Here is a 22,155-nt window from a genome sequence, read left to right on the forward strand (position 1 = left end):
TTACCTCTTTTCGATTATTCTACACTTTCTTGTAATTTGGCATCCTGTTCTTCTTTAAAACGTTTATTACCCAGATAAAGTTCAACGATAGTCCATACCAAAAGAGCCAGAACTAGTGCAATGATGACATAAGCAATAATATGGGCAGTTTGAATTTGTCCGGCTGTGGCTTTATCACCATAGAATCCAGCAATGGAATCTGGTAATCCTAATAAGTTCAAGTAGGTTAAACCAATAACTGATATCCAGCCCAGGAGTTTGACCCACCAGGAATTAGAGAAACGTTCTCCCATTTCCACTTTACTATCAGTAAACATTAACAATGGCAACATAGAAAATGGTAACGCAAAAGCTAAGAAGACTTGTGAATTATTCATCAGATCATTTAAGGCTTGATGTTCTTCAATCGCCGGCTTATTGCTGGTGAGTAACACACAAATTAATACAGGAATAACCGAAATTAGCCGCGTTACTAAACGCCGGAGCCAAAGGGGCATTTTCATATGAACAAAACCTTCCATAATAACCTGACCAGTTAAGGTACCAGTGATAGTAGAATTTTGTCCGGAAGCCAATAAAGCTACAGCAAATAAGGTTGATAAAATTCCGCTCCGTGCAACTTCAGCCAAAATTCCGTTGCTGAGTTTAGAAGTATCAGATAAAGCTTGATATAATCCAAAGAAAGATGGATCTTCTACGGTACCGGATTTAAAAACAGCTACCCCGGTAATCAATAACAAAGCATTAACAAAGAACGCAAAAGTTAATTGGATATTGGAATCCCAAGCAGAAAATTTCACACCGCGAGCTACGTCTTCTTCATCATTATGATCAATTTTACGTGTTTGTGAAATTGAAGAGTGAAGATACAAGTTATGTGGCATAACTGTCGCACCAATAATTCCCAAAGCACCTGATAATGGAGTTTGACCGCCAATATGTGGGTGAGTTGACACTGTCTGAGCAGTTGGAACTAAGCCTTCAATTATTTTGCCCCAATTAGGATCTGATAAAGCTACTTGATAAACGAAGATAAATAAGATAACCATAATTAAAGCAACAACGATGGCTTCAATTTTTCTAAAACCCACTTTGGTTAATAACAATAGTAGCAAAACATCAAAAACAGTAATGAAAACGGCGACTACTAAAGGAATATTAAATAGCAAGTATAAAGCAATCGCGCCACCAATAACCTCGGCAATATCAGTAGCCATGATGGCTAACTCCGTCAAAATCCATAATACGATTCCTAAAGTTTTACTAGTCCGGGCACGAATGGCTTGGGCTAAGTCCATTTGCGTCACAATGCCAAGTTTAGCTGCCATGTATTGTAATAACATCGCAATCAAACTTGAAATCAAGATGATAGACATTAATAAATATTGGAAATTTTGACCGCCGGTAATGGAAGTTGACCAATTACCCGGATCCATATAACCAACAGCGACTAAAGCTCCTGGTCCTGAATAAGCAAATAATGTGCGCCAAAAGCCTTTACCTTTGGGAACTTCAACGGTACCGTTGATTTCTTCCAAAGAAGGACCATTGGCATATTCTATTAAGTGGTGTTTTTTCGTGGCTTGTTTTTCGACCACTACAATCCCTCCTTCTTTATTTCAAAACATATAATACTCCTTATTTTGTTAAAGTTAAACTTAAATTTAGGTATACTTAATTTTTTTTGTAATTATTTTTGAAAATAGAACTTTTCTTTACTCTTTTTATGGGCTAAAAATGAATGTAAATGCCTATAAATTAGGTGTTGCTTGGAAGAAAATGCTTCCAAAAAAAAATAGCACAATTGTCTTGTGCTAATTTAAAAAAATAAAATAAATTATTTGTTATCAATGGTTGTTAAAGTTGTTTAGAAACTGAAGCAAGCCTGGTTAAAATTCTTCATATTCTGCGGGGTCTTGGTTTTGAGTACGTCCGTCGGCCCGATCTAAATTGCTGATGGTTTGAACTTGGGCTGGTGATAATTCAAAATCAAAAATCTGGTAATTCTCTAATTGGCGTATACTATGAGCTGACTTAGGAATTGGTAATACCCCTATTTGAATTTCCCAACGTAAGATGACCTGGCTAATACTACGATTGACATCTTGAGCAATACCAGCAATGATCGGATCTTTTAAGACAGCATTGGCCCGGCCTAAAGGACTCCAAGCCCAGGTGACAATGTGGTGTTGTTGATCATATTTTCTGAGTTGTCTTTCTGAAAAATAAGGGTGCAATTCAATTTGATTAACAGCTGGCGTAATGCCTGTTTGTTCTATAAGGTGATCAATATGTTCCGGTAAGAAATTTGATACTCCGATTTCTCGGATTAATCCCATTTTTTGGGCAGTGATTAAAGCTTGCCAAGCCTCTAGATAAAGACCTTGTTTAGGATTAGGCCAGTGAATAAGATATAAATCATAATAATCTAATCCAGCCCGGTAGAGTGATTCTTGAATAGTTTCTAAAGCTTCTTGATAATGATGATGACGGCCTGGCAATTTCGAAGAAATAATAATTTGTTCTCGGGGAATACCACTTCTTTTGATTGCGGTTCCAACAGTACCTTCATTTTCATAGTTAAAAGCTGTATCCAGAAGCCGATAACCAATATTTAAAGCGCTGGTAATTGCATTAACGCCTAAAGCTCCTTTAAGTTGATAGGTTCCAAAACCGATAGCAGGTAATTTTAAACCATTATTAGTGGTTATTGTAGGTATTTGCAATATATTCTGCCTCCTTCTATCCTTATTTTCCAGCAAATAATGGTAAAGTGCAATAGTTAGTAATTAACACTAAATGGTGCCGTTACAACCGAAAACATGATAGAATTTAAATGAGCGGAGGTGTAATCATGACAGGACTGTTAATTTTTTTAGATATTCTGTTTATCGCGGTCTTTATATTTAATTTATATTGGCAAGCGCAAATTATTATCCCAGCCAAATATAAAATCTCTTGTGTTTTCTGGACGATATTCTTTGCTATGTGGGTATGGACAGGTCCTATTAATTCATGGCCGTATATTATTATGGTAGCCTCGTTTTTAACGATTACTTTAATGCAAGGAACAGGAGGCATTGGCACTAAAAGGTTAGTGACTAACGGCTTTTTTGCTACCGTAGTTAACTATCAAAAAATTGCCCATGTAACTTTAATTCCAGTACAGGTTTTACACACCCAACCTCAGGTGATTTCTATTTTTACAATGGTTAGTCGTCAAAATATTCAAATGACCTTTAATCGTTCAGTAGATGAGCTAAAGAAGGATTTGCGCAAAGTAATTCCGCAAAATATTGAAATTGAAATTTCCCAACTGTGAATTAATAACTAGATAAGAAATAAACTGTAAATAGTTTATTTCTTTATTTATTTTGGGGAATATTTGTAAAATAATTAGGAAAGGCTCTTAAAAGATCATTTTCTTCATCAAGCATTAAATTTAAGTGTTTAGTCAATAAACGTTGGGCTTCATCTGGCTCATGATTTTTGACAGCCCTTAAAATTGCAATATGCTCTTGAATAAGTCCTTCCCAAGGTAGTTCTTCAATTGTTAAGCGTAGCATTCGAAAGCGGTTTAATTGCATATTAATTGTTTGCAGCCAATCCCAGACTTTTTGCCGATCAGCCATTTTATAGAATTCATGATGAAAAGCTTCATCTTCCGAAAAAAAATTTTCAAATTGTCGTTGTTTTGTAAAGAATTTTTGATTAGCAATAATAGTGTTTAACTTATTAATTGCTAGTTCATCACTTGCGCTGGCAGCTTCTCTGATAATCCGGGTTTCAATACTCTCTCTTACAAAACGAGCATCAGCTGCAACTTGCAAATCAATTTTGGTTACATAAGTTCCTGACTGAGGAATGGCAGCTACCAGTCCTTCTTGCCGAAGACGTAAGATGGCTTCTCGAACAGGAGTACGACCGATATTTAATTCTTTAACCAAATCTTTTTCCGAGATTTTTTGCCCCGGTTTATAAGTAGTATTAATTATTTTTTTTAAAATAATATTATAGGCTTGTGAATTTAAATTCATTGGTGAACTCAATAAATATTTCACTCTTTTCAATTTATAGATTAAGTGATTATTTGCTAGTATAGAACATATAAGGTTTATTTGACAATATTCAGGGGAAAACTTATTTGAAAAGTCCTTGACAATTATAACGAAAACGGATACATTGTAGTTGTACAAACTAATATATTAGTGTATTAAAATTTTAAAAGGAGGAGAACTTTATGGTTAGATTGAATGATAATTATCTACAAAATAGCAATGAGTTTATTCAAAAAAAAATTACCTTGCCACAATATGATCAAGACAAAGTTGTAGAAACAACGAAAAAAGCACCAATTTGGGTTCATTTTGGCGGTGGCAATTTATTTCGCTGTTTTCATGCAGGAATTGCCCAACAATTATTGAATCAGAAACAAATGACTAGTGGCGTTATTGTTGCCGAAACTTATGATGATGAAGTAATTGATCAAATATACCATCCTTATAATAATCGAGTATTAAGTGTCACGATGAAAAGTGATGGTACTTTAGACAAAGAATTAGTAGCTAGTGTTGGAGCCAGCGTTTATTTCAATCGTAATAATACTACAGGTTGGAATTATTTAACCGATGTTTTTGAAAATCCTACTTTACAATTTGTGACTTTTTCTATTACTGAAAAAGGCTATGCTTTGACAGATATTAATGGGGCATTAACGCCCATGGCACAAGAAGATATTTCTGCCGGGCCGAAGAAACCGCTTACTAACATGGGTGCTGTAGCTCATTTATTATATGCCCGTTATCAACGTAATCAAGCTCCTTTAGCTTTAGTAAGTACAGATAATTTTTCACAAAATGGAGCTAAATTAGAACAAGCAATTATGACAATCGCTCAAGGCTGGAAAGACAATCAGTTGGTGGATGCTGGTTTTATTCAATATTTACAGGATCGCAGCAAAATTACTTTTCCGTGGAGCATGATTGATCGGATCACACCCAATCCTTCAGAAGAAGTTGCGCAAAAATTAAAAGCCCTAGGTTTTGATGACACCCAAATTTTGCATACAGTTAAGCATACTAATATTGCACCTTTTGGTAATACTGAAGAAACCCATTATTTAGTTATTGAAGACGATTTTCCTAATGGTCGCCCGCCTTTGGAAAAGGCTGGTGTTTTAATGACGGATCGACAAACAGTAAATGATGCTGATCAAATGAAGGTCACTGCGTGTTTGAATCCTTTGCATACTGCCTTAGCAATTTTTGGAAACTTATTAGGTTATCAATCTATTGCGGCTGAAGTAGCAAATCCTACACTTTTAGGATTAATTAAGAATTTAGGTTATCAAGAGGATTTGCCGGTCGTTAAAGATCCTAAAATTATTAATCCTGAAGAATTTATTAATCAATTAATTACAAAGCGTTTACCTAATAAGAATATTCCTGATACCCCTCAACGAATTGCTGCTGACACTTCTCAAAAAATTCCTATTCGTTATGGTGTTACTATTCAACATTATCTTGATGATCCTAAACGAGACGTACAGAATTTAGAATTCATTCCTTTAATTTTGGCTGGCTGGTGTCGTTATTTAATGGGAATTGATGATCAAGGCCAAAGTTTCACACTGAGCCCGGATCCAATGTTAAAGGATGTGCAGCCTTACGTTAAATCAATAAAATTAGGGTCAGCTATTGATGTTCATCAGCATTTACAGCCTATTTTAAGTAATAAAAAAATTTTTGGTAACGATTTATATGCAATTAATTTAGGTACTAAAGTAGAACAATATTTTGCTCAAATGATTACTGGTAAAGGTGCTGTTATTAAGACTATTCAACAGACAATATCCGAAAAAGGAAATTATTAAAAGGAGATATTTCAATGAAAAATATGGGTTTTCGCTGGTATGGAGCTAAAGACGATGCTATTTCTTTACAGGACATCCGCCAGATTCCAGGTACCACACAAGTAGTAGGAGCTTTATTTGATATTCCTGTAGGAGAAGTGTGGCCAAACGACGAAATTGCTGCTTTGAAACAAGAGGTCACCGAAGCAGGTTTAAAGTTGGAAGTTATTGAATCAGTTAATATCCACGATGATATTAAAATTGGCTTGCCTAGTCGTGATCAATATATTGAAAATTATCAGCAGACGATCAGAAATCTTTCCGCCTACGGAATTAAAGTCATTTGTTATAATTTCATGCCGATCTTTGACTGGGTGAGAACTGATTTACATTTTCCTTTAGCAGATGGTTCGACGGATTTGGCTTTTCAGCATCAAAAAGTAGAGGGAGATCCGGAAGATATTTTACGATCAGTACAAGATAATTCTAATGGTTATATCTTACCAGGCTGGGAGCCGGAAAGATTAGCGCAATTAAAAGAATTATTTGCTGCTTATAAAGATGTGGATGCGCAAAAGTTAACCGAGAATCTGAAATATTTTTTGGATGCAATTATTCCTGTTTGTGAAGAATGTGATGTCCGCATGGCAATGCATCCGGATGATCCTCCACGGCCGTTATTTGGATTACCGAGGATTTATAAAAATCGTGAAGATATGTTAACTATTGAACAGTTACATGAATCACCATATAACGCCTTTACAATTTGTACAGGGAGTTTAGGAGAGAATCCGGCTAATGATGTTCCCGCTATTATTCGTGAATTTGTAGCTAAAGATCGTGCACCTTTTATCCATGCCCGTAATATTAAGTTTATGGGTACAGAAGGTGATTTTCATGAATCAGCCCATTTGTCATCTGCTGGCTCTTTAGATATGTACGAAATAATGAAAGCGTTATATGATACCGGCTTTGATGGTTATATTCGTCCAGATCATGGCCGCGATATTTGGGGAGAAAATGGCCGTCCCGGATATGGGCTTTATGACAGGGCGTTGGGAATTAGTTATTTAAATGGTTTATGGGAAGCAATTGAAAAGGGTAATAAATAAGAAAAGGAGGAAGAAAGGGTGGCGTTATTAAATGATGATTTTTTATTAACAACAGCAGCTGCAAAGAAACTTTATCATGAACATGCTGAAAAAATGCCCATTATTGACTATCATTGCCATTTGGAACCCCAAGCCATTTATGAAAATAAAAATTATCCAAATTTGACACGCATTTGGTTGAACGATGGAATTTATGGTGATCATTATAAGTGGCGCTTAGAAAGAGCTAATGGAATACCTGAGAAATTAATTACCGGTAATGGTGATGAATATCAAAAACTCGTTGCTTGGGCTCAAACTATTGAAAAAGCAATTGGTAATCCATTATATGAATGGACTAATTTAGAATTAAAACGTTTTTTTAAAATTGATTTACCTTTTACTGTATCTAATGTTCCTACAATTTGGGAAAAAGCTAATCGATTATTACAAACTGAAGAATTTAAGCCACGCAATTTAATTAAGAATGCAAATGTTAAAGTTGTCTGTACAACGGATGATCCTGCTTCTGATTTACATTACCATAAATTACTATCTCAAAAAGAATCAGAAAATGGGTTTAAAGTCTTGCCAGCTATGCGTCCTGATAATTTATTAAACATTGGCACAGGCGATTACGGGAAATATTTAAATAAATTAGAGAAATTATCTGGTATTGAAATTTGTAGTTTTGATGATCTTGTTCATGTAATAGGCAGTCGTTTTCACTATTTTAATTCTCTTGGTGGCCGTTTATCAGACCATGGTTTAAATAACTATTATTTTGTTAAACTGGATAAAAAACAACTTGATCTAATTATTCAAAAAGCTAAGAAAAATAATCATGATCTAAATAGTGAAGAAATATGTGGCTATCAAACTGCCTTAATTGAAGCATTAATGAAACTCAACAAAAAATATGGATGGACTATGCAATATCATCTGAATGTTTTGCGCAATGGTAATCCGCAAATGATGAAACAATTAGGTCCAAATACTGGTTTTGATTCTATGGGCTCACAATCTGCTATATCGGAAGAAATAATGAAATTATTTGCTGATAATGAGGATAGTCTTCCGCAAACAATACTATATTCAACTAATCCCAATGACTGGATGGAATTAGCTACCGGAATGCAATCTTTCCAAGGAGATGGTATCCAAAAGCTACAGCTGGGATGTGCTTGGTGGTTTAACGATACTCGTGAAGGTATCAAAGAACAATTACGAATTATGGCGCAACAAAGTCTTTTAGGGAACTTTGTCGGCATGTTAACTGATTCGAGAAGCTTTTTATCCTATCCCCGTCATGAATATTTTCGCCGGGTTCTGTGTGATTTAATTGGCGACTGGGTAGCACGTGGTCAGGTGGTTGAGGATTATGACTACTTAGGAAAAATTGTTGAAGATATTTCTTATAATAATGCCGCTAATTATTTTGGATTTTTTTAATATAAATTTACAGATAAGGAGGTTAGTAAGATGGAATCCAAAAATTTAAAAAGGATTTACAAGCCTAAAAAAATAAATTTATTAAGGGCAATAGGTTATGGTTTACCAGATATGATGGGGGGTGGAGCCTTTACTATTATAGGTGCATGGTTACTATTTTACTGGACGACCTATGCTGGTTTGACTGCTATACAAGCTGGTTTCATTTTAGGTATTGCAAGAATTGTTGATGCTGTAACAAGTCTTTTAATGGGAAGTATTACCGATAATTTTTACAAAACAAAGTTAGGCCAAATATTTGGAAGACGGCATTTTTTCTTGCTGATCGGTTCACCATTAATGTTAGTTTTCATACTTATGTGGGTCGCACATATGACCTTTGTTTATTATTTAATTAGTTATTTATTATTTGAAATTATTGCTGCAATGGTATTGATTCCATGGGAAACTCTGCCTACAGAAATGACAGATGATTTTAATAAAAGAACACTTTTCTCTACATCAAGAATGTTTATCTCATCAATTGGAGTTTTTTTAGCAACATTTGTTCCAGGTCAATTATTTAAGATCCTAGGGGAAAATAAAGCATGGCCTTTTATTCTTAATGCTATTATCTTTTCATGTATTTATGTTATCTGTATAATGATAGCTTATTTTACTACTTGGGAAAGACATATAGAATATGAGGATACTCCAAATAAGCAAAAAAAGACAAAAAAGCAAGGTTTGTTAAAGTTGCTAATAAAAGAAGCAAAAGAATATTTTTCTACACTTAAATTGAAATCTTTTAGAAAACATTTAATTATTTATTTATTATCCTTTACATCAAAAGATGTTTTTAATGCAGTTTTTGCTTATTTTGCAGTTTCAGCTATCATGGTAGGCTCTACTACAGGAGCAAACGTTCTTTCTTTAAGTATAATAGGACCAGCAGTAATTATACTATCTGGATTTTTAATGGTTAAATATGGACCTCGTTGGTTATATTCAGTTTCTTATAGTTGTGAGTTATTTGCTTTATGTGGATTTTTGTATTTATATTTAGCCAAACCCAATGCGATAATAATAATGTTATTCATTTTTGGATTAATATATAATTTTGGTTTGTCAATTTTACAATTCGTACCTTGGAATGTTTTCCCGTTGATCCCTGATTTAGATGAAATTGTTACTGGTAAACATAGAGAAGGAATTTATGCAGCTGTTATGACATTTGTTCGTAAATCAACAGTCGCTGTTGCTACTATAATCGTTGGATTTCTTTTAGATAAAGGAGGCTATGTAAAAGGCCAAATAATGCAATCAACATCTGCTAAAAACATGATTGTATTTATATTAGTTGGAGGTACAGGGATTCTATTATTGCTTGCATTAATTGAAGCACAAACATTTCATTTAAATAAGAAAACTCATAAAATTTTAACTAACGAATTAGAGAAATTACGTAACGGTGAATCAAAGGATAACGCAAGTAATGAAACCATTAAAACTGTAGAAGATTTGACAGGATATAAGTGGGCAAATATTTGGAATAAAGATTAGTTATAGGAGGGGAACATGTTAATTTCTAAATTTAATAAAATAAAAAAATTGGATAATGGATATATAGTTAATACTGATTCTGCTGATATTCTACTGATTTTTTTAACTGATGATATTGTCAGAATAAGGGTATCGTTTAACAAAAAATTTATAGAGCGTTCATATGCTTTAATAACTACGGCTTGGGAAGATGAATTAGATGATCTTTTTAAGAATGAAAGACAAAAAATAAAAGCGCTTAATATTCCATATTTAGAAAATGAAAATGAAATACAATTTAAAACTAAAACTTTGAAAATTATTTTGAACAAAAATCCGTTATATTTTGCAATATACGATAACAAAGGAACTCTAATTTATAATGATATACATGAAAGAGCTTTTGAGAAAGACTTTTTAGGACGTCAATATCATTATAATGAGATAGATTTAGATCATGATCATTTTTATGGATTTGGTGAAAGAACTGGTAAACTAGACAAGCTATATTCCAGAATGCGTAATTCTTCAAAAGATGCTATTGGACATAATCCTGAAAATGGTGATCCTTTGTATAAACATATACCTTTTTATATAAAGTTAAATGATAAATCAAAAAAGGCCTGTGGTTTATTTTATAATAACTCTTATGAATCAACCTTTGATATGGGAAAAGAAAGAAGTGGATATTGGTCACCATATAGTTATTATGAAACTGATGGTGGAGACATAGATTTATTTTTCTTAAATGGACCTAGTATTAAAAATGTCATTAACAACTATACTTTTCTTACTGGAAAGCAAGCGTTACCACCTAAACAAAGCTTGGGTTACACTGCTTCTACAATGTATTATGCAGAATTGGAAAAGGATAATGATAAGGAAATCTATGATGTAATTAATACCTATGCCAAGGAAAAAATTAATATTGATAACTTTTGGTTAGCTTCTGGATATTCATCTGGTGAAAAGGATAATTTACGTTATACTTTTAACTGGAATAAAATTAAATTTCCTAATCCCGCAGAATTTTTTAGAAAAATGAATAAAATGGGTATAAATGTTATCCCAAATCTAAAGGTAGGAATATTAAAAAATCATCCCTATATGAATGATTTTAAGAAAAACGATGTATTCATAAAAATCCAAAATGGAAAAGAAGATTATATTGGTCGATGGTGGGGAGGAAAAGGTAAGTTTATAGATTTTACTAAGCCTTCAGCTCGCAATACTTGGAAAGAACTTCTTAAAAAAACAATTTTATCTTTAGGAACCATTACGGTATGGAATGATAATTGTGAATATGATGGTGTGGAAGATAGAAGTGCTTACTGTAGTAATGAAGGAAAAGGAGGGATAATGGCCGAATTAAAACCTATTCAAGCTAATATGATGGCCTATACTGCTAAAAATGCTGTAAATGAATTATATCCCAATCGTAGACCTTATATTATTAATCGAGCTGGGTACTCCGGTATTCAGCGTTACGCCCAGACTTGGGCTGGTGATAATTTAACCAGTTGGAAAACACTAAAGTATGATATTCAAACCATATTAGGAATGGGTCTATCAGGTGTAGCTAATAATGGTGCAGATATTGGCGGCTTTACCGGTGGAGCTCCAGAAGGAGAATTATTATTAAGATGGATCCAAAACGGGATTTTTCAACCTCGGTTTGTTATTAATTCTGCTAATACTGATAATACTGTTACCCAACCATTCATGTATGAAGAATATAATGATTACGTTCGTCAAGCCTATCATTTAAGATATTTAATGCTACCGTATCTCTACTCGTTAATGTATCAAGCTCATATTACAGGCCAACCTATTATGAGGCCTTTATTCTATGATTTTCAAGATGATGTTAAATGCTATGATGATCCTTATGATACTTTTATGTTTGGTCCGGCAATACTTGTTGCTAATGTGGTTGATAAAGGTGCTAAAACCAGAAAGCTGTATTTACCTCAAGGAGCAAAATGGTATGATATGAATAATAATCTGCAAGAATATCAAGGGGGACAGGTGATTGAGATTCCCGTTGATTTGAGCAGTATTCCAATGTTTTTAAGAGATAACGCTATTTTTACTACAAGTAAAGATGTTATGCATATTACTACAGACACCATGAAGCATTTAGATATTTTAATTGGTGATCAAGATGATGCTCAATTTGCTTTCTATGATGATGATGGATTATCCAATGATTTTGAAAAGGGAATTTATCGCTTAACCACTATTAGCGTTAGTGGCAATGAACAAAAAATAATTAACTTTAAGAGTAAAGGATCCTTTAAATCAACAATCAAATCTCTAACTCTAAGAGTTATTAGTAAGCAAAAAGGCGCATTGTGGGTTTCAGTTGACGGTAAAAAAATTAAAAGATATTTAGTAAAAAGTCAATGGGAAAAAGCAGAAGAAGGTTGGTATTATAATCTCTCTGATAGAACTATTTTAATCAACACTGCTGTTCCTAAAAAAGATAATTTTGATATTATTGTTTCGACGGAAGAATTCGACTTAATAGGAATGAATAAAGATTAATTTATAAGTGTAAGTGTTCTACAAATTTATAAAAATAAGTCTGATATAGGTAAGTATAAAAGAGAATTGAAAAACCTAATCAGACTTTTTTGTTAATAAGGTTTACTGAACAAATATAAAGATTTTTAATATCTGATTTTTATAATAGAGGTTTATAAGCTTTATGCAGCAGGAATTGGATCTAAGTACTGGATCATCTATGAAAAGGATACTATTATTTTCTTTTCCCCTTATTGGAAGCAGCATTTTCCAGCAATTATATAATTTTATTGATACACTGATCGTTTCCCACTTTTTAGGAATTGAGGCTGTAGCAGCTGTAGGAACATATTATCCATTAAATTTTCTTATTTTGGGTTTTGTGCAGGGAAGTTGTATTGGCTTTAGTATTCCCTTATCACAGGATATTGGCAGAAAAGAATATAAAGAAGTCAAATGTGATCTGTTAGCCGGCATTGTGGTTTGTTTTTTATTATCAATTATTTTAACTGTGGTCATGATTATTAATACTAATAGTCTACTAATCATGTTACATACACCCCCAAAAATATTTAATCTAACGATAATTTTTACGTTAATCTCCTTTGCCGGAATACCGGCTAACATTCTATATAATTATTCCGCCAGTGTCCTTAGAGCCTTTGGCAATTCTAAGCAGCCTTTTTATTTTCTAGTGATTTCTTTAATAATAAATATTTTTTTGGACCTTTTATTTATTCTTGTATTTAATTTAGGAATTAAGAGCATAGCCTTGGCTACGGTAATTAGTGAATTTATTGCAGGAATGATGAATGCTATTTATTATGTTAAACAAAAACAATTTGTGAAAGTAACTTTATCTACAAAATTTTTTAATAAAAAGAAAATTTTAAAGATTTGCTTTATAGGCTTTCCCATGGGATTCGAATATTCTATCTCAGCGATCGGAGCAATTATTATGCAGTATGCTATTAACTTGTTGGGAACATCGGCAATTGCTGCCCAAGCGGCTGCAGAAAAAATAAGGCAGTTATTTACACTACCTATGGAAAGTGTAGGAACAGCCATGGCTACCTATACTGCCCAAAATTATGGGGCCAGCCAAATCGATAGAATTAAACAAGGAGTTAGAAATGGTACTATTATTCAATTTATTTGGTCATTGTTTTCACTATTACTTGTTTGTCTTTTCAAAAATTCATTAATTACTTTGATGTTGGGTGTAACCAGTAAACAGGTTTTTTCTCTGACGGATCTCTACTTAACCACTATCAGTTACTTTTTTATTATTCATGGGATGCTAATGATTTTCAGAAATACAATACAGGGCCTAGGTCATAGCATTTATGCTATGGCTTCAGGAGTAGGAGAATTAATCGGAAGGGCGTCAGCGAGCTATTTGTCAATACTTTCCTGGGGGTATACTGCAATTTGTTATGCTAATCAAATTGCTTGGGGAATATCATTAATAATTTGCTCATTTATTCTGGTAATAATTATAAGAAAAGATCCAGCTTTTTCCCCAATTGATTAGTACAGTTTATAGTATAGGTGACAACAATCTAGAAAATAATTGCTTGAAACGCAGCCAATGCGATTGTTGGGCAATCATTTGGGTGGTCAAAAGTGTACTGTGCTGCATATCATTTTGAAAAATATTAGTAAGTTGCCGACTGACTTTTTTATCATAAAAAAAAGCATTAGCTTCAAAATTGAGACTGTAACTACGATAATCTTGATTCATCGAGCCAATAGTTGCAACCTCATTATCAAAAACGGCGGTTTTCGCATGCATAAATCCCTGATTGTAGATATATACTTCTATGCCATTTCTGGTAAACAGATTCGCATAAAATTGAGTAGCTCGATAAATAAAGGGATGGTCAGGCTTGTTGGGAATCATAATTTTAATTTTGACTCCAGAACGAGCGGCTACTAGTAAAGCATCAATCATTGAATCGTCAGGAATTAAATAAGGCGTTTGAATGATAATACTTTTGCGCGCATTCATAACTAGACTCATGAACCCGCCCTTTAAAGTATCAAATTGACTATCTGGTCCATCAGACACGATTTGGATGGGAGTAACACCAATGGAATGTTTAAGGTGAGTTGGAAAATATTTTTCTTGAAAAAGTATTTTTTGATGATGCTTATCTACTGAGGCATTCCAGTCTAGAATAAAACGTTCTTGTAAAGAAAGGGCAGCGTAACCAAAAATACGCACGTGAGTATCACGCCAATAGCCGAATTTATCTTTCAAGCCCAGATATTGTTCACCAATATTAAAGCCCCCTGTCCAGCCGATAAAACCATCAATCACTACTATTTTACGATGTAAATGATAATTAAGTCGATTTTTGGTAATTGCGTTTTGAGAAGTAATAAACGGCATTACTTGTCCGCCAGCTTGAATTAAAGGTGCAAAAAATTTTTTATTAGCTCCGGGAGAACCCCAGCGATCATAAATAACGCGAACTTCTACACCTTCAGCGGCCTTTTGAGTTAAAAGCTGCACCGTTTTTTGTCCCAGTCGATCATTAATAAAGGAATAATATTCGATGTTAATAGTTTCCTGGGCATTTTTGATATCTTGAAATAAAGCAGCAAATTTGGCTTTGCCGTCTGTAAAAATTTGAGTTTCATTATGAGTTGTAATCGGGGCATCTTCGTATTTGTCAAAATATTTAGCCTGTCGTTTTACTAAGTTCGTGGTTTCGTTGGCGGAATGGGGCCTTTGACTTGCCAGCTCTTGTTGGACCATGTCTTTGAGGTGATCTAATCCGATATGTTCCTCGTGGCTGATATTAAAAAGATTCTCTTGAGCGATTCCCCGACCCAAAAAGGCAAAAATAAAAAAACCTATAATAGGTAGTAAAGTCAAAACTGTTAACCAAGCAAGGGTCGCAGGAATACTACGCTGTCGGTGAAAAACAGTGATGATGGCAGCAATAGTATTTAGCAGAATGATAATTAGAAAGATATCAATAATCCAAGTCATAGAAAAACTCCGTGAATCATTATTAATTATTAGTTTAACTCATCTGGAATTTTATGGGCTGTTTAAGCAAAAAAATCTTTATATTTTTGATAGGTATAAGCTGACCCTTTAAATAGAACTTGAAGAATATTTAATTGTTGAAAGATAAAATAGCGTAATCGGCTTAAAATTTCTGCGGGAACTTCTTGTTGAAAACGTAAGTTTAAGGTGAGATCTTGATTATGAATATCTGTTAGCTCAATTAATCCAATGAGGATGCTGGAATTTTTAAGGGTAACGCCCCAAATCAGACCTTGATTAGACATGATTTGCTGCATTGCCTGATTGGCAAACTGGGCTGTTGTATTAATATCGGTGTTTAAAAAATTCATAAGAGCTTTGCCGGATAAATTACTTAAAAAATCCCAGCGATAATTTTCAGTTAAAATAGGGTGGTAATTTCGAAGTTGTTCCATTATTGAGGCTTCCTTTGTTGGGGGACATAAATAAAGTTATTAATGACTTGAAGGACATTTTTGTCGTCGTGCATTTGGGAATGTTCACCGCTAGTACCGACAGCGTTGTACTCAAGAAATTGTTGAACCTGTGGTTTTAAAATATATTTGATCGAACGAGCAGAACTGACAGAAACATATTTATCGGTGTTGGAAGAATCATTAATGTTACCGAAAACATTTAAAATTTGGGCGTTTTTAGGAAATTTGACCCGGTTGAGATAGGTCCACAGATACTTTGGAGTCATAAAAGCAGGTCGACCCTGGGGACTTAAAGGATTAATATTAGGAAGATCACCAAAGGCCACTACACCATCAAAAGGACCAGCTATTAAAGCCAAACGTCTGATTTGGGGTAGGGGCTTATTATAAGTATTTATTAAGAACGAAACTAATGCCACTGCTCCTAAAGAATGACCAATGGCATTATAAGATTTAAAATGATAACGTTGATAAAGATCATTTAAAATTTGGTTAAACCAACGTTCGATAATCATCGAGGGGATCCAGCGATCCTTAAACACCAATTGCACGATGGGAAATCGAGCAGTACTCCAATAACCGGAATAGTGAATTTTACTGCTCCAATCAACTGTCGCTCGTAAAAAAACAGGTACTTGGGTAAATTCTTGGGCCGAACTAACCATTTGTTGGGTTGTATAATCGCCGCCGCGAAAGCCATGAACATAAAATGTAGGGATTTGTTCTTGACTGGAAGAAACAGAAAGATTTTTCGGTAGTTGGCAAGTAGGTATATAAGCAGAATGTTGCCGCCGAAATTTTCTTTGATTCCCTAATCCCATGTTCTTGGTCTCCTTGAATTGATCTGGTTTACTAAGTTATCATACAGTTATTTAAGATTTAATTCTAGCTTAAGGAGAAAAAATGGAAAAGTATTATGCAGTAAAGAAAGGTCGTCGGCCCGGTATTTACGCCACTTGGGCCCAGACTGAAAAGCAAGTTAAAGGCTTCAAAGGGGCAGTTTTTAAAAAATTTGATAATTTCCAACAGGCACAGGCTTTTTTACAAGAAAAACCTGTTTGCCACCAGCACCCTGATATTTGGCTATATACCGATGGCGGAACTCGAAATACGGGAACTCATGCTGGAGGGCACGTTCAAGCTGATGATAAAGCGGCCTGGGCTTATTTAATCAAAACGGCTCAACGTTCATATCAAGCTAGTGCCGGCCAGTATGGGGCAACTAATAATCAAATGGAACTAACGGCTGTTTTGCGCGGTTTACAGAAGTTGACCAGTTTACACTATAATTCTCAAAAAATTTTATTAGTAGCCGATTCTCAATATGTGCTTAATCCATTAACCCAAGGATGGCTAGCAACTTGGCGGCAGCGCGGCTGGAAGAAAGCTAATGGTCAACCGGTAGCAAATTGTGATTTATGGCAGCAGCTGGAACAACAACTCCAATTATTTAGTAAGCTGCAATTTTCTTGGACTAAGGGACATAGCAATAATAAAAATAATAATTTTGTTGATCACCTTCTTAATCAGACCATGGACCAAATGTAATCTAACATTTTGCTACAGCACTTGGATTAATTTTGTTTGATTGTGGTTCAATCATGGTAAAATTAAGAAAAGGGAGGGAAGGCCTATGCGCTTTAAAAAAGGTCTGATAGGATTGACTTGGATATTTTTTATTGTTCTTAGCTTGGCGATAGATAATTCTCCAAGTAAAGCTGCTACTTATAATTATCCTGTAGCTACAGTGTCCCAAAAGCCTTATGCTTATCTTTATAATAATAAAGGCGAGCGGATTATTGGTCGGCTTTTACCGGGTAATACCGATTGGCAAGTTAATGGTCTGCGCTATTTTAATGGCGGCTCTGATAATTTTTATCAACAATTAATGTATCAAGTTTCTGCTTCAGAATGGCTGCGTGCTGATCAGAGTCAAGCCAATTTTGATGTACGCACCGGTCAGTTATTAACGACCATTCCGCCACAAGGATCAGTTGTTAACGAGATGCTGGTAGAATTAAACCGTCTGCGTATACAAAATAACTTGCAGCCCTTAATGGCCAATGAACAGTTAAATAATTTTTCACAGCAGCGGGCGCAAGCTTTAAAACAGCAAGGCTATTTAAGCCACAATGGCTGGTGGTTGGAAAGTCATCCGCAAGGATATGCTGCCGAGAATATTGAAACAGCCTTTAATCTTTATAATAATAAGAAGAACGCTCTTAATGCAATTGCGGAATTCTATGATGATCCGGGGAATCCTAATTTAGGCCATCGTAAGAGTATGCTGAATCCATATTTTACCCAAGTGGGGATGGGGATAGTACCTGACAATTACGGCCGTTTTTATATCGTACAGACTTTTTTAAAACCGGCAATTGAACCGGATGAACTGGCTGGGATTCAGGACTATGAAAAATATGTACAAGAAATTGGTGAAAGAGCTCCTTACTTATCACACTATGATAATGCCAAAACGGCCATTATCCAACGCTAAATTATTGAGGTCGCATCAAGTTTTTGAAAAAAGCATTTTATAAACTTTAGCTTATATAAATAATCAGGCAGAAAGAACAATGTTCTTTCTGCCTGATAGATTTTATAACAATAAATCAGCACCCACCATTTTTAAAAATTATAGTAGTTGTTAATGGAATAGGTTATAGAAGAAATTAACGATACCATTCCAAATTTGCTGCAATAAGTTTTGATTTTGGGGAGTATTGACTTTATTAAAAATACCCTGAGCTTTATCTTTTATAGTGTCACTTAATTTATTAGCTTGATCTTTAAAATCACCATGATTTAAGGCACCAGAATCACGTACATTAACTAAGAGATTAATAATTTGTTGCTTCTGGTTATCTGATAAAACATTTTGTAAATTATTATCTTTAATAGTGTTATTAACAATATTAGTAATCTGGTTAATTGTAATATGGGGTCCTATTTTTGCCATGTCACTTTTAGCCTGTGCAACCGCGTTATTTAATTGCGCATCACTGTAATTTTTTTCGCCCTCATTTTGTTGTGTGATTTTACTGAGAGTCCCCATTTCATTTTGGGCAGCATTGACCTGATTTTGATTGAGGGTATTACCGTTTTGATTAAAAGCAGCATACACACCGGCTAAAGCTCCAGAACCATCAATCGGAATCGCCGAAGTAACGTAAATATTTGCATCTGTAATGCCCGCAGTTACAGCCGCATTACGATACTGATTGGCAGTGATAGTAGTGATATTATCCTTACCATTATAAGAAACAATTTCTACATTAATGCCGGAACCACGGCCAGTTTTTTCGATTAACGCTGAGGACCAAACTCCCGAGTTGCTCGTAAAGTTATTTCCGGCGGGGTTTAAATATTTAACTAAAGTATCACCAGTGATTGTTAATTGCTGCGAATTATTATTATGAATTTTAGCGGATAAAACATCGATAGTGCCCTGCCGCTGTTCAGAAGTTAAGGAGGAACCCAATGTCATAACGGGGGTATCCCAATTATCAGCTTGAACATTTTGTGCTAATGCGAAAATACCAGTACATAAGACAAACAGCGACAAAAACAGACTGAATAATTTTTTCATTGATAAACTCCTTTATATTCCAATCATAATTTTATTATAACAGCAGCGGCGAAAAAGCTCCAAGAAGTTGCGAATCTTTCCCTGGGAATTGGCAAAAAGGTGTTCAATAAAATCCAAACAACAAATAGTGTTCAAGCCATATCTTGAAAATAATGATAACGTTTTATTAAAAGGGGCTGACTATTGCCTGTGTTTTATGTTACACTTAAGGTTCTAGAAATACAGATAAATTGGATTTTAATAAGGAGAAAATCTATGAAAATTGTAGTTTTAGCTGGTGGCCGCAGCACCGAACGGAACGTTTCTTTATCTTCTGGGGTCAAGATTACTAATGCTCTGCGCTCTAAAGGATATCAAGTAGCTTTAGTAGATTTGTTTTTGGGCAAAGATCTTCAGAACTTGACAGTGGATCAATTATTTACAACGGAGCCTGAACCTGATGATCCTAGTAAAATTAGTGATGAAGTGCTGACAGATGACAAAATTAATGCCTTGCGTCCCGGTAAGAGTAAGGCCTTGTTTGGACCTAATGTTTTAAAAATTTGTCAAGCAGCAGATATAGTTTATCTGGGCCTTCATGGTGAAGATGGTGAGAACGGAAAAGTGCAGGCTGTATTGGACTTATTTGAAATTCGTTATACAGGTAGCGATACCTTGGCTTCTGGTTTAGCAATGAATAAAAAATTTTCCAAGGAGATTTTTCAACAAAATCAAATTCCTACTGCTGAGTATATTGTGGCCAATCAAGCCGATATCGATCCTTCAGCTATTCCCTTTGACTTTCCGGTAGTTGTTAAACCTTGTAACGGTGGTTCTAGTGTGGGTACACATATTGTTAAGCAAGCTCAAGATTTATCCGCTGCTTTGACAGATGCTTTGCGGTTTGATCAAGAAGTTTTGATTGAAAAATATATTCAGGGCCGGGAATTTTCGGTAGCTATTATTGATGATCAGGTGTTGCCACCAGTAGAAATTGTGGTAACCAATGGATGGTATGATTTTGAACACAAATTTCAAGATAATAGTGTTACTCAATTCATTACCCCGCCTGAAATTGATGCTGATGTGCAAGAACAAATGCAACGGTTAACGAAACAAACTTTTCAAGCTTTAGGTATGCAAAATTATGGCCGGATTGATTTTCTGGTTGCGGATAATAAAGCCTATGTCATGGAAGCTAATTCTTTACCTGGTATGACGCCTCGTTCTTTAATTCCGCGAGAAGCCGCTGTTGTTGGCATTAATTATGCAGATTTATGTGAGAAGATTATTCAAAGTAAATTACGCATTTATGCTGCTCAAGAACAAGCAAACGCATAGTTATTGATAATTAACAGCATTAATTTATTGTTTTATTTTAGTTTAATAAAGCTGCGATCATCGGACCGCAGCTTTTTTGTATGCCAAGATTGTTATTTGTCAATAAACTTTGTACAATTAATGAGATTATGCTAATTGTGGAGGTGTGAGGATGAAATATGTACAGGCAGCAAAATTCTTTTTACCTAATATGACCAAAAACGGCGGTTATTTAGAAATAACTGATGCGGGGAAGTTTGGCCGCTATTTGACTGAATCTGAAAAACCTGTAGGTGAAATTTTAGATTATAGTCATAGTTGGATTGCACCAGGCCTGATTGATACCCATATCCATGGACTTTTGGGCCATGATGTTATGGACAATGATGCAGAAGGTCTGAATATAATCTCGGAAGGTTTATTACAATGTGGAGTAACCTCGTGGTTGCCTACAACAGTTACAGGTTCAGAACTGCAATTACAAAATATCTGTCAAACCATTGCTCAAAATATAACTAAATTTACTGGAGCCAAAGTAGCCGGGATCAATTTTGAAGGGCCCTTTTTAACTTCAGAACATAAAGGAGCCCAAAATTCGAAGTACTTTAAAGATCCTGATTTTCATCTTTTGCAAAAGTGGCAGCAGGCCGCTCAAGGTCTACTTAAGCAAATAACGATTGCTCCCGAAAGAAAGGGTGCAGTGGAATTTACAATGGCTGCCAGACAAAGTGGCGTCACAGTATGTTTAGGTCATAGTTCAGCAACTTTTGAGCAGGCTCAAGCCTGTGTACAAGCGGGCGCAACTACGTTTACACATACTTATAATGCGATGAGTCCGCTAAATCATCGGGCTTTGGGGATGGTAGGAGCAGCCATGAGTTTGGAAGGCATTAATGCGGAGTTAATTTGCGATGGTTATCATGTCCACCCCAATGCTGCCCAGATTCTAATTCAAATCAAAAACCCGGAACACGTCCTTTTAGTTACCGATTGTATGTCCGCGGGTTTAATGCCGGAAGGTGAATATATGTTAGGGGAATTGCCTGTAATTATGAAAAATGGCGCTGTACGTTTAAAAGATTCCACACATAATTTAGCCGGTAGTGTTTTACAGTTAAATATTGCAGTTAAAAACTTATTTGATTGGAACATTGCAACACCAAAACAAGCCGTTGAGATGGCAACTGCTACTCCTGCTAAAAGTAGTGGTTTGATGAATTGGGCAGGAGCTATTTCCCCTGGTCGAGCAGCAGATTTTATTGTTTTAGATACACAAATGAATTTGCAAGCTACCTATTTAGATGGTATTCAGCGCTATCAGGCTCAGTAGTTGGGGCAAATATTATGGT

The 22,155-nt window shown here is 34.9% G+C and carries 18 protein-coding genes; 11 read left to right on the forward strand and 7 right to left on the reverse strand.

Going from position 1 to position 22,155, the window contains the following annotated elements:
- Window positions 1-14: 14 nt before the first annotated feature.
- Entirely contained in the window at window positions 15-1,598 is a 1,584-nt protein-coding gene (locus JG29_RS00555; protein ID WP_045922029.1) for an Nramp family divalent metal transporter, read from the reverse strand.
- A 291-nt stretch (window positions 1,599-1,889) separates the two neighbouring features.
- A complete protein-coding gene (locus JG29_RS00560; protein ID WP_376890641.1) occupies window positions 1,890-2,720 on the reverse strand; it encodes an aldo/keto reductase in 831 nt (276 codons plus the stop codon).
- A 134-nt stretch (window positions 2,721-2,854) separates the two neighbouring features.
- Between JG29_RS00560 and JG29_RS00565 the strand changes: the two genes are divergently transcribed.
- Window positions 2,855-3,322 (forward strand): hypothetical protein, encoded by a 468-nt coding sequence (locus tag JG29_RS00565; RefSeq protein ID WP_045922030.1) that lies wholly within the window; start codon window positions 2,855-2,857, stop codon window positions 3,320-3,322.
- A gap of 43 nt (window positions 3,323-3,365) precedes the next feature.
- Here the strand turns inward: JG29_RS00565 and JG29_RS00570 are convergent, their stop codons facing one another.
- Window positions 3,366-4,061 carry a GntR family transcriptional regulator gene (locus JG29_RS00570; protein ID WP_232297084.1) on the reverse strand — a complete coding sequence of 232 codons (696 nt, stop codon included), beginning with the start codon at window positions 4,059-4,061 and terminating at the stop codon, window positions 3,366-3,368.
- 179 nt (window positions 4,062-4,240) lie between these two features.
- Between JG29_RS00570 and JG29_RS00575 the strand changes: the two genes are divergently transcribed.
- The 6 genes from JG29_RS00575 to JG29_RS00600 all read left to right on the forward strand — a co-directional run bounded on the left by JG29_RS00575 (window position 4,241) and on the right by JG29_RS00600 (window position 13,975).
- Entirely contained in the window at window positions 4,241-5,872 is a 1,632-nt protein-coding gene (locus JG29_RS00575) for a mannitol dehydrogenase family protein (RefSeq protein WP_045922032.1), read from the forward strand.
- 14 nt (window positions 5,873-5,886) lie between these two features.
- A complete protein-coding gene (uxuA, locus tag JG29_RS00580; protein ID WP_198139884.1) occupies window positions 5,887-6,963 on the forward strand; it encodes a mannonate dehydratase in 1,077 nt (358 codons plus the stop codon).
- Between the two features lie 18 nt (window positions 6,964-6,981).
- Complete coding sequence (uxaC, locus tag JG29_RS00585) at window positions 6,982-8,394, forward strand: glucuronate isomerase (RefSeq protein ID WP_045922034.1); 1,413 nt, start codon at window positions 6,982-6,984, stop codon at window positions 8,392-8,394.
- A gap of 30 nt (window positions 8,395-8,424) precedes the next feature.
- On the forward strand, window positions 8,425-9,936 hold the full coding sequence (locus JG29_RS00590) for an MFS transporter (RefSeq protein ID WP_045922035.1): 1,512 nt from the start codon (window positions 8,425-8,427) through the stop codon (window positions 9,934-9,936).
- Between the two features lie 15 nt (window positions 9,937-9,951).
- Window positions 9,952-12,462 (forward strand): glycoside hydrolase family 31 protein, encoded by a 2,511-nt coding sequence (locus tag JG29_RS00595; RefSeq protein WP_045922036.1) that lies wholly within the window; start codon window positions 9,952-9,954, stop codon window positions 12,460-12,462.
- 199 nt (window positions 12,463-12,661) lie between these two features.
- Complete coding sequence (locus tag JG29_RS00600) at window positions 12,662-13,975, forward strand: MATE family efflux transporter (RefSeq protein ID WP_232297067.1); 1,314 nt, start codon at window positions 12,662-12,664, stop codon at window positions 13,973-13,975.
- A gap of 6 nt (window positions 13,976-13,981) precedes the next feature.
- On the opposite strand, the gene cls is transcribed toward JG29_RS00600, so the two are convergent.
- From cls to JG29_RS00615, 3 genes are all read right to left on the reverse strand, one after another.
- On the reverse strand, window positions 13,982-15,442 hold the full coding sequence (cls, locus tag JG29_RS00605) for a cardiolipin synthase (protein ID WP_045922038.1): 1,461 nt from the start codon (window positions 15,440-15,442) through the stop codon (window positions 13,982-13,984).
- A 62-nt stretch (window positions 15,443-15,504) separates the two neighbouring features.
- Entirely contained in the window at window positions 15,505-15,897 is a 393-nt protein-coding gene (locus JG29_RS00610; RefSeq protein ID WP_045922039.1) for a hypothetical protein, read from the reverse strand.
- Window positions 15,897-16,739 carry an alpha/beta hydrolase gene (locus tag JG29_RS00615; protein WP_052696258.1) on the reverse strand — a complete coding sequence of 281 codons (843 nt, stop codon included), beginning with the start codon at window positions 16,737-16,739 and terminating at the stop codon, window positions 15,897-15,899. Before JG29_RS00615 ends, JG29_RS00610 begins: the two co-directional genes overlap by 1 nt.
- An 82-nt stretch (window positions 16,740-16,821) precedes the next feature.
- On the opposite strand from JG29_RS00615, the gene JG29_RS00620 reads away from it, so the two are divergent.
- Both JG29_RS00620 and JG29_RS00625 read left to right on the forward strand, forming a co-directional pair.
- Window positions 16,822-17,466 (forward strand): ribonuclease H family protein, encoded by a 645-nt coding sequence (locus tag JG29_RS00620; RefSeq protein WP_045922040.1) that lies wholly within the window; start codon window positions 16,822-16,824, stop codon window positions 17,464-17,466.
- A gap of 85 nt (window positions 17,467-17,551) precedes the next feature.
- Window positions 17,552-18,415: a CAP domain-containing protein gene (locus JG29_RS00625; protein ID WP_045922041.1), complete on the forward strand. Its 864-nt coding sequence runs from the start codon at window positions 17,552-17,554 to the stop codon at window positions 18,413-18,415.
- A 150-nt stretch (window positions 18,416-18,565) separates the two neighbouring features.
- Here JG29_RS00625 and JG29_RS00630 read toward each other — a convergent pair whose 3' ends face one another.
- Window positions 18,566-19,507: a DUF1002 domain-containing protein gene (locus tag JG29_RS00630; RefSeq protein ID WP_045922042.1), complete on the reverse strand. Its 942-nt coding sequence runs from the start codon at window positions 19,505-19,507 to the stop codon at window positions 18,566-18,568.
- 255 nt (window positions 19,508-19,762) lie between these two features.
- On the opposite strand from JG29_RS00630, the gene JG29_RS00635 reads away from it, so the two are divergent.
- A complete protein-coding gene (locus tag JG29_RS00635; RefSeq protein ID WP_045922043.1) occupies window positions 19,763-20,827 on the forward strand; it encodes a D-alanine--D-alanine ligase family protein in 1,065 nt (354 codons plus the stop codon).
- 151 nt (window positions 20,828-20,978) lie between these two features.
- Window positions 20,979-22,136 carry an N-acetylglucosamine-6-phosphate deacetylase gene (gene nagA, locus JG29_RS00640; protein ID WP_045922044.1) on the forward strand — a complete coding sequence of 386 codons (1,158 nt, stop codon included), beginning with the start codon at window positions 20,979-20,981 and terminating at the stop codon, window positions 22,134-22,136.
- The last annotated feature ends 19 nt before the right edge of the window (window positions 22,137-22,155 follow it).

This window comes from Bombilactobacillus mellis (assembly GCF_000967245.1).
In the GTDB taxonomy this organism is placed as follows: domain Bacteria; phylum Bacillota; class Bacilli; order Lactobacillales; family Lactobacillaceae; genus Bombilactobacillus; species Bombilactobacillus mellis.